Origin of the sequence: Mycobacterium sp. IS-836, assembly GCF_001954275.1 — a bacterium.
GTDB lineage: Bacteria > Actinomycetota > Actinomycetes > Mycobacteriales > Mycobacteriaceae > Mycobacterium.
On the sequence record NZ_MBEU01000053.1, the window covers coordinates 181,709 to 190,272 of the forward strand.

At 69.3% G+C, this 8,564-nt stretch carries 9 protein-coding genes and 1 pseudogene; 7 read left to right on the plus strand and 3 right to left on the minus strand.

Annotation, left to right across the window (positions count from 1 at the left end):
- Nucleotides 1-8 precede the first annotated feature (8 nt).
- Nucleotides 9-497, minus strand: coding sequence for an inorganic diphosphatase (locus tag A5747_RS14875; protein ID WP_076125415.1), 489 nt, complete (start codon nt 495-497; stop codon nt 9-11).
- Between the two features lie 105 nt (nt 498-602).
- Here A5747_RS14875 and dacB point away from each other — a divergent pair, with 105 nt between their 5' ends.
- From dacB to hpt, 4 genes are read left to right on the plus strand one after another with little or no spacing between them, the layout of a single operon-like run.
- Complete coding sequence (gene dacB, locus A5747_RS14880; RefSeq protein ID WP_076125417.1) at nt 603-1,988, plus strand: D-alanyl-D-alanine carboxypeptidase/D-alanyl-D-alanine-endopeptidase; 1,386 nt, start codon at nt 603-605, stop codon at nt 1,986-1,988.
- Nucleotides 1,985-3,040 carry a zinc-dependent metalloprotease gene (locus A5747_RS14885; protein ID WP_076125483.1) on the plus strand — a complete coding sequence of 352 codons (1,056 nt, stop codon included), beginning with the start codon at nt 1,985-1,987 and terminating at the stop codon, nt 3,038-3,040. Before dacB ends, A5747_RS14885 begins: the two co-directional genes overlap by 4 nt.
- Entirely contained in the window at nt 3,019-3,972 is a 954-nt protein-coding gene (gene tilS, locus A5747_RS14890; RefSeq protein ID WP_076125419.1) for a tRNA lysidine(34) synthetase TilS, read from the plus strand. Before A5747_RS14885 ends, tilS begins: the two co-directional genes overlap by 22 nt.
- Before the next feature lie 43 nt (nt 3,973-4,015).
- Nucleotides 4,016-4,624 carry a hypoxanthine phosphoribosyltransferase gene (gene hpt, locus A5747_RS14895; RefSeq protein ID WP_076114835.1) on the plus strand — a complete coding sequence of 203 codons (609 nt, stop codon included), beginning with the start codon at nt 4,016-4,018 and terminating at the stop codon, nt 4,622-4,624.
- A gap of 4 nt (nt 4,625-4,628) precedes the next feature.
- Here hpt and A5747_RS14900 read toward each other — a convergent pair whose 3' ends face one another.
- Nucleotides 4,629-5,366: an SIMPL domain-containing protein gene (locus A5747_RS14900; protein ID WP_076125421.1), complete on the minus strand. Its 738-nt coding sequence runs from the start codon at nt 5,364-5,366 to the stop codon at nt 4,629-4,631.
- A 258-nt stretch (nt 5,367-5,624) separates the two neighbouring features.
- Between A5747_RS14900 and A5747_RS14905 the strand changes: the two genes are divergently transcribed.
- A complete protein-coding gene (locus A5747_RS14905; RefSeq protein WP_076125423.1) occupies nt 5,625-5,924 on the plus strand; it encodes a PE family protein in 300 nt (99 codons plus the stop codon).
- A gap of 13 nt (nt 5,925-5,937) precedes the next feature.
- Nucleotides 5,938-7,128 (plus strand): PPE family protein, encoded by a 1,191-nt coding sequence (locus A5747_RS14910; RefSeq protein ID WP_076125425.1) that lies wholly within the window; start codon nt 5,938-5,940, stop codon nt 7,126-7,128.
- A 14-nt stretch (nt 7,129-7,142) separates the two neighbouring features.
- Here the strand turns inward: A5747_RS14910 and A5747_RS14915 are convergent, their stop codons facing one another.
- Nucleotides 7,143-7,490: a hypothetical protein gene (locus tag A5747_RS14915; protein ID WP_076125427.1), complete on the minus strand. Its 348-nt coding sequence runs from the start codon at nt 7,488-7,490 to the stop codon at nt 7,143-7,145.
- 174 nt (nt 7,491-7,664) lie between these two features.
- Between A5747_RS14915 and A5747_RS25780 the strand changes: the two are divergent.
- A pseudogene (locus A5747_RS25780) lies at nt 7,665-7,949 on the plus strand (PE family protein); the annotation flags it as partial.
- Nucleotides 7,950-8,564 lie beyond the last annotated feature (615 nt).

Below are 8,564 nucleotides of genomic sequence, written 5' to 3' on the forward strand. Positions count from 1 at the left end.
CCGCAGCGTTAGTGCCCTTCGGTCTTGAACCGCTCCACCGAACGCTGCACCTCAGCTTCCGCCTCGGCCCGCCCGACCCAGTTGGCCGTCTTGACGTATTTGCCCGGCTCCAGCGCCTTGTATTGGGAGAAGAAGTGCTTGATCACGTCCAGTTCGAAGGACGGAACGTCGTCGATGTCTTGGATCTGATCCCACCGGTGGTCGCCGGCCGGAACGCACAGCACCTTGTCGTCACCGCCGGCCTCGTCGGTCATCTGGAACATGCCGACCGGACGGGCCTCGACAGTCACGCCGGGAAACAGCGGCTCCGGCAGCAGCACCAGCGCGTCCAGCGGATCGCCGTCCTCGCCGAGGGTGTCCTCGATGAACCCGTAGTCGGTCGGGTAGGCCATCGACGTGTAGAGGTAGCGGTCCAGACGTACTCGTCCTGTCTCGTGATCGACCTCGTATTTGTTCCGCTGGCCTTTCGGGATCTCGATGATCACGTCGAATTGCACCGTCTCGGCTCCTTGAGTCTGGGTAGGTCAGTGCGTTGCGGGTCCACCCTAGTCGAGCGGAATGCGGCCGATTCGGCAGAATGGGACCAGACAGTCAGGAGAGTGATGGGTCCTACTCGCTGGCGGAAATCCACCCCCGTGCTCGTCGGGTTGGCCGTGCTGGCGTTTGTTGCCGCCGTGGTGGCGGCGGCGACGTTCTTCACCACGGTTGGGCACGGCGGCAGCGGCGCGCGGGTTGCGGTACCGCCGCCGCGGCCGCCCGTCGTCAAGCCGGGCGTGGTTCCGGTCAGCGACTCGGCGGAAACACCCACCGTCCCCGGGGTGGCGGCCGCGCTGGCGCCGGTGGTGGGCGATCCGAACCTGGGCAAGTTGGGCGGCCGCATCACCGACGCGATGACCGGCAAAGAGCTGTGGCAGGTGGCCGACGACGTGCCCTTCGTCCCGGCGTCCACCAACAAGGTGCTGACCGCGGCCGCGGCATTGCTGACGCTGGATCGTCAGGCCCGGATCAGCACCCGGGTGGTCGCCGGCGGCCCGAACGCCCAGGGGCCCATCGTGCTCGTCGGTGCCGGGGACCCGACGCTGTCGGCGGCGCCGCCGGACGTCCCCACCTGGTACCGGGGCTCGCCACGCCTCAGCGACCTCGTCGAGCAGGTCCGCCGCAGCGGCGTGACGCCGACGGCCGTGCAAGTGGACACCTCGGCGTTCACCGGGCCGACGATGGCGCAGGGCTGGGATCCCTCGGATGTCGACAACGGCGACATCGCGCCGATCGAATCGGTGATGATCGACGCCGGGCGCATCCAGCCCAGCACGGTCAATTCGCGGCGGTCGCGAACCCCCGCGCTCGACGCCGGACGGGAGCTGGCCAAGGCCCTCGGCCTGGATCCGGGCGCGGTGACGATCGGCACGGCGCCGTCCGGCGCGCGGCAGCTGGCCGTGGTGCAGTCCGCGCCGTTGGTCCAGCGGCTGTCCGAGATGATGGACCACTCCGACAACGTGCTGGCCGAATGCATCGGCCGTGAGGTTGCCGCCGCGATCAACCGGCCGCGCAGCTTCGCCGGGGCGGTCGACGCGATCACCAACCGGTTGAGCACCGGACACATCGACACCACCGGGGCCTCGCTGATGGATTCCAGCGGGCTGTCGGTCGACGACCGGTTGACGGCCAAGACGCTCGACGGCACGGTGCAGGCGGCCGCGGGTCCGGACCAGCCCGCGTTGCGGGCGCTGCTGGATCTGCTTCCGATCGCCGGCGGCAGCGGGACGTTGGCCGACCGCTTCCTCGACACGGCCACCAACCAGGGCCCGGCCGGTTGGCTGCGGGCCAAGACCGGCTCGCTGACCGCCATCAACGCGTTGGTCGGCGTCCTCACCGACCGCAGCGGCCGGGTGCTCACCTTCGCATTTTTGTCCAACGCCGCCGGCCCCAATGGCCGCAACGTGATGGATGCCCTGGCGAGCAAGCTGTGGACATGCGGGTGCGCATGAGCCCGCCGTCCGATCTGACCCTCGGCACCGCCGTCGACTGGCGATTTGCGGCCACCGTCGGCGTTCGGCTGGCCCGCCCGGGTCCGCCGTCCAGCGACTACACCCGCCGCCAGGCGATCGACGAGCTCACGGCCGCGGCCGCGAAAGCCGAGCCGCCGGTGCGTGACGTCACCGGCCTGGTGACCAACGGCGCGGTGCCCGCCGCGCGGATCGTCGACCGGCCCGAGTGGGTTCGGGCGGCCGCAGAGTCGATGCGCGTGATGACGAACGGGAGCGAAAAGCCGCGCGGATTCCTCACCGGCCGGATCACCGGGGCGCAGACGGGGGCGGTGCTGGCGTTCGTGTCGTCCGGGATCCTCGGCCAGTACGACCCATTCGCCACTAATAACGGGGCCAAAGAGGGCTGCCTGCTGCTGGTGTACCCGAACGTCATCGCCGTCGAGCGTCAGCTGCGGGTCGAGCCCACCGACTTTCGGTTGTGGGTATGCCTGCACGAGGTGACCCACCGGGTTCAGTTCACCGCCAATCCCTGGCTGTCCGAATACATGTCGCAGGCGCTGGGGTTGCTGACCCGCGACGCCGGCGAAGACGTGGGGCAGGTGGTCAACCGGCTCGCCGACTTCGTGCGCAACCGTGGCGCCGCGGAACCTGACGCCAACTCGGCGGGGATCCTCGGCCTGGTGCGCGCCGTTCAGTCCGAGCCGCAGCGCCAAGCCCTGGATCAGCTGCTGGTCCTCGGCACGCTGTTGGAAGGCCACGCCGACCACGTGATGGATGCCGTCGGACCGATGGTGGTGCCGTCGGTGGCCACCATTCGCCGTCGATTCGACGAGCGTCGGCACCGCAAGCAACCGCCGCTGCAGCGGCTGCTGCGCGCCCTGCTGGGCCTCGACGCCAAACTGAGCCAATACACCCGCGGCAAGGCATTCGTCGACCACGTGGTGGGCAAGGTCGGGATGGAGCGGTTCAACACCATCTGGTCGGGCCCCGACACGCTGCCGTTGCCCGCCGAGATCGAAGATCCCCAGCGATGGATCGACAGGGTGCTGTAGGACAGCTGCGCGCGGCTGTCGGGGATTTCGCCAAGGCCCATCCGGTCACCCAGTGGGGGGTCGCGCTGTCCGGCGGTCCGGACTCGCTGGCGCTCACCGCCGTCGCGGCACAGCTGCGACCCACCACGGCGCTGATCGTGGATCACGGCCTGCAGTCCGAGTCGGCCGCCGTCGCCGAAACCGCACGGGCGCAAGCGGTTTCGCTGGGATGTGTTGACGCACAAGTGCTTTGCGTGACGGTGGGGAACGACGGCGGTCCGGAGGCGGCCGCGCGCGCCGCCCGCTACGCCGCGTTGGCGGCCTACCGCGACGGGCCGGTGCTGCTGGCGCACACGCTCGACGATCAAGCCGAGACGGTGCTGCTGGGCCTGGGCCGCGGTTCCGGGCCGCGCTCGATCGCCGGAATGCGTGCCTACGATCCGCCGTGGTGCCGGCCGCTGCTGGGGGTCCGGCGGGCCGTGACGCACGCCGCCTGCCAGGAGCTGGGCCTGACCGTGTGGCAGGACCCGCACAACACCGACCGCCGTTTCACCCGGACCCGGCTGCGCCTCGAGGTGCTGCCGCTGCTGGAGGAGGTGCTGGGCGGCGGGGTGGCCGAGGCGCTGGCCCGCACCGCGACGGCGTTACGCGCGGACACCGAGTTAATCGATGCCCTTGCCGCGCAGGCGTTGCCCGGGGTGACGGCGGGCGCCGGGCTGCACGCCCAGGCCCTCGCCGCGCTGCCCGACCCGGTGCGACGGCGGGTGATCCGCGGTTGGCTGTTGAGCGGCGGAGCAACCGGGTTGACGGACAAGCAGATCAGGGGCGTGGACACGCTGGTCACCGCCTGGCGCGGGCAGGGCGGGGTGGCCGTCGGGTCGCCGTTGCGCGGTGAGCGGTTGATCGCGGGACGGCACGACGGCGTCCTGACGCTGCGACGCGAGCCTGTGTAAATCCGGACTGGCGTTGGTTGTTCACCCGTTGGCGTGGCACGCTGTGGGCGTGGCCCAGATCTCCTCGGCGATCACCCCCGCGCAGCCGGTAGACCTGTATCCGGGGGATATCAAGTCTGTGCTGCTCACCGCCGAACAGATTCAGGCCCGCATCGGCGAACTGGGCGAGCAAATCGGCAGCGACTACCGCGACGTCGCCGCGCAGACCGGCCAGGATCTGCTGTTGATCACTGTGCTCAAGGGCGCGGTGATCTTCGTCACCGATTTGGCCCGCGCTATTCCGGTGCCGACGCAGTTCGAATTCATGGCCGTCAGCTCCTACGGGTCGTCGACGTCGTCGTCGGGGGTCGTGCGGATCCTCAAGGACCTGGATCGCGACATCAACGATCGCGACGTGCTGATCGTGGAGGACGTCGTCGACTCCGGTCTCACCTTGTCTTGGCTCTCGCGGAACCTCACCACCCGGCATCCACGCTCGCTTCGGGTGTGCACGCTGCTGCGTAAGCCCGACGCGATGCACGCCAACGTCGACATCGCCTACGTCGGCTTCGACATTCCCAACGAATTCGTGGTGGGCTACGGCCTGGATTACGACGAGCGCTACCGCGACCTGTCGTATATCGGGACGCTGGATCCCCGCGTCTACCAGTAGCGGCTTAGTCGAGCTCCCACACCGCCGTCACCGAGAAGCTCACGGTCTGCTGGCCGGGCTCTAGTGGGACAGCGGCCATGCTGCGAGGCGGCGCCGGCGGTCCGCCGGGCGTGGGTGCGCCGCCCGCCGCCTCCGAGATGGACAGCACCCTGCCCAGGCGCAGCCCCGACAATTGCGCGTACTGGTCGGCGCGGTTCTTAGCATCGTTGAAAGCCCGTGCGCGAGCGTCCTTTACCAGTTGCGAGTCGTCGGCGATGGAGTAACTCACCGAGCTGATCCGGGTCGCGTCGCCGCCGGTGTTCACGATCAACGCGAGCATCCGCGACGCGGCGTCGGTCGGGTGGATCTTGACCCGGATCGCGTTGGTGGCGCGGTAGCCGGTGATAGTCGCGGTGCCACCGCTGTATTGGGGCTCCAGAGTGACCGTCGTGGTGCTGATGTCCTTGCGGTCGAGTCCGGCGCCGACCAGCGCGTTGATGACCGCCTGCTGGCGGTCGTTGGTCTGGTTCATCGCGGCGGTGACGTCGGCCGCGGTGAATTCGATGCCGACGTCGGCGGTCAGGGTGTCCGGGACGCCTTGGACTTGCCCCGATCCCAAAACGGTTACCTGACGCGGATTTGCGCCCGGTGCGGGCGCGGAATTGTGCTTGTCGCACGCCGGCAGGGTGGCAACGGCCAATCCGGCGGCGGCCACGGTAATGGATCGGCGAACAAACCTCGGGGCGCTTCGTGCGATCGACATGTGTGGACACTAGCGCAAGCGATCGGGGCAAAGGATAGCCCGTACGGTGGCAACTGCGTAAAAATTCATATGTAACTCCAATCATATTGGTTCACAACATGTTTCATATAAGAACCCAAAGTTGCAGCACATTCAAGCAGCTAAGTGAACAGTCATCGACTCCGCAATGAATTGGCCCCGGTGGAACTGTCCTATCCGGACATTGCTGACCTAGCGTCTTGAAAGCCGTTGAACTGACGCGTTTTTGAGGAGAAAAGCATGTCATTTGTCGTCGCCCATCCCGACGTAATTGCCGCGGCCGCCGCGGATCTGCACACGATCAACGCCGCGGTGCGGGCCGGAAATGCGGCCGCGGCAGCCCCGACCATCGGGGTGTCTCCCGCCGCGGCGGATGTGGTGTCGATGCTGACCGCCGCGCAGTTCGCCTCGCATGGACGGCTCTATCAGGAGATCAGCGCCCAGGCCGCGACGCTGCGCGAGCAGTTGGCGACCACGCTGGGCATCAGCGCAGGTTCGTATGCGGCGACCGAGGCGGCCAACACCGCCACGGTCGCCTGACCGAGGGGAACTCATGTTGGATTTCGCACAGTTGCCGCCGGAGATCAACTCGGCGCTGATGTATTCCGGGCCGGGCTCCGCGCCGCTGCTGGCCGCCGCGGCGGCCTGGGACGGACTCGCCACCGAGCTGCAGGCCACCGCGTCCTCCTACGGGTCGCTGATCGTCGGCCTGACCGACGGACCGTGGCACGGTCCGGCCGCGGCGTCCATGGTCGCCGCAGCCGTGACCCACGTCGCGTGGCTGAACGACACCGCTGGACAGGCGGAACAGGCCGGGGCCCAGGCGGTTTCGGCGGCCGCCGCTTACGAGACGGCGTTCGCCGAAACGGTGCCTCCGCCGGTGATCGCGGCCAACCGGGCGCTGTTGATGGCCTTGCTCGCGACCAACTTCCTCGGCCAGAACACCGCGGCGATCGCGGCCACCGAGGCGCACTACGCCGAGATGTGGGCTCAGGATGCGGCCGCGATGTACGGCTATGCCGGCGCGTCGGCGGCTGCGTCGACGTTGCCGCCGTTCAACCCCGCGGCGCCCACGACCAACCCGGCCGGGCCGGCCAGCCAGGCCGCCGCGGTCGCCCAAGCGGCCGCGGGCGCCACCGGCGCGGAGCAGACGATTCCCACCGCGCTACGGGGGCTCGCCGGGTTGACGAGCGCACCGACGTCGCTTCTCGACATCACCCCGACCCCTAATGGCGATGGGATCGTCGTCGGCGGCGTACTCGGTGATGTGCTGGAGGGCTTGACCGGATCGGCGACGCTGGATGCCAGCACGCCCTTCGACACGTTTATCCGATTGATTTCTCCCACAAGGCTTTTCACCACCGCGTTCAAAGACATCCAGGGCCTCGCCCAGGCCATGATGCCCCAGGCCGCGAAGGCGGCGGAGGGCGCCGCGAAGGCCGTCGAGGTGTTGCCGCGCGCCGTTTCGGGCGCCGTGAGCGGTGCCGCGGGAGCGGTGGGCAAGGCCGCATCGATCGGGGGATTGTCGGTTCCGGCATCCTGGGCCGGTGCGGGCCCAGTGGCGAGCCCCGTCACGGTGGGCCTCAACGGGCTCGGAGCCGCCGCTGCGGCCGAACCGGCCACGAACACGTTGGGCGGGCTGCCCGTCGTGGGCGCCGGCGGAGGGCGGGGTATGGCCCACTTTGCGCCGCCCCGATACGGATTCAAGCCGACCGTAATGGCGCATTCCCCGGTCGGCGGCTAGCGGCGGCCCGCTAGCTACTCGCGGGGAGCGTCCGGCGTCGGAAACTGCAACACCCGGCGTCGAGTGGTGTCCTGGAACGGGCCCACGGAACTCGGGTCGGCTAGGGCTTCGCGCACGTCCGCGAGCGTGATGAGGCCGAGTTCGACCTGCAGCCAGGTGGCGCTGAGTCCGAACGCGTGGGCCGCGCGCCTGGCCTCCTCGGCGTCCGGGAAGTCGTCGGCGTTTGCCCGGCCCGCCTCGCCGTACCACCGGCCCTTGGTGACGCCGCAGGCGTCGCGCAGCTGCTCGACCGTGATGTCGCGGTTCAGGGTCGCCTCGAGAAGGCGCCTCAACCCCCAGCCGTCCGCGTTTGTCCGTGGCATCCGACAAGCGTAACCGGGTGCCGAAAGCCGGTCAAACCGTCCTGAGCTGGGACATTAAGATCCGAAAAAAGAATTTTTGACTTAGAACTAGACATTAATTCCAGTTTTATGAAAAAGTGTCCCCAGTTCGTCCACAGAAAGCACCACCGATTCCCGCCAGAAGGAGAAATCCCCATGTCGTTTGTGATCACACTGCCGGAGCAGCTCAGCGCTGCCGCCGGCCGGCTACAGGCGATTGGCGCGGCCGTCAGCGCGGCCAACGCGGCCGCGGCATTCCCGACCACCGGAGTGGTGCCCGCCTCGGCCGACGCGGTGTCCGCGATGACAGCGGCACGCTTCGCCGGCTACGGCCAGATGTATCAGGCAATCGGCGCGCAGGCCGGCGTGATCCACGAACAGTTCGTCCAGACCCTGGGGGCCAGCGCCAACGCGTACGCGGACACCGACGCGATCAATGCGATGCAGGTCGCGGGTGGCCGTGCGGCCGCCGGAGCGCCGGCGCACATGGTCCCCGCCGCGCCCGCTCGTGTGCCGGCCGGGCCCGCTCGTGTGCCGGCTGGGGCCGCCACACCTGCTCGTTTGCCGGCCACGCCTGTCGTTCCTGAACGCGTCGCCTCAGCGGTGCCCGCTGGTGCGGCGTCTGCCGCGCCCGCTCGCGTGCCGAGCGGGCCCGCCCGCGTCGCGCCGCCGCGCATGGCTCCCACCGCGCCTGCTCGGCCGGCGCCCGCTCACCCGGCGCCCGCACCGCCCGCCAGCCCGATGCGATTCAGGGGTGGCGCCTACAGCGGTTATGGCGCGCCGCACGGCGGTGGCTGGGGCGGTAACTACACGCCGCACGGCGGCGGTTGGGGTGGTAACTACACGCCGCACGGCGGTGGTTGGGGTGGTAACTACACGCCGCACGGCGGTGGTTGGGGCGGTAACTACACGCCGCACGGCGGCGCCTATAGCGGTTACGCCGCGCCGCACGGCGGCGGCTGGGGTGGTCACCCGGCACCGGCTCACCCCGCACCCGCCCTCCGCCGGCGCCCACGACGGGCAGCCCGCCCAACGTGTTCGTGGCCGGTTCGGCGT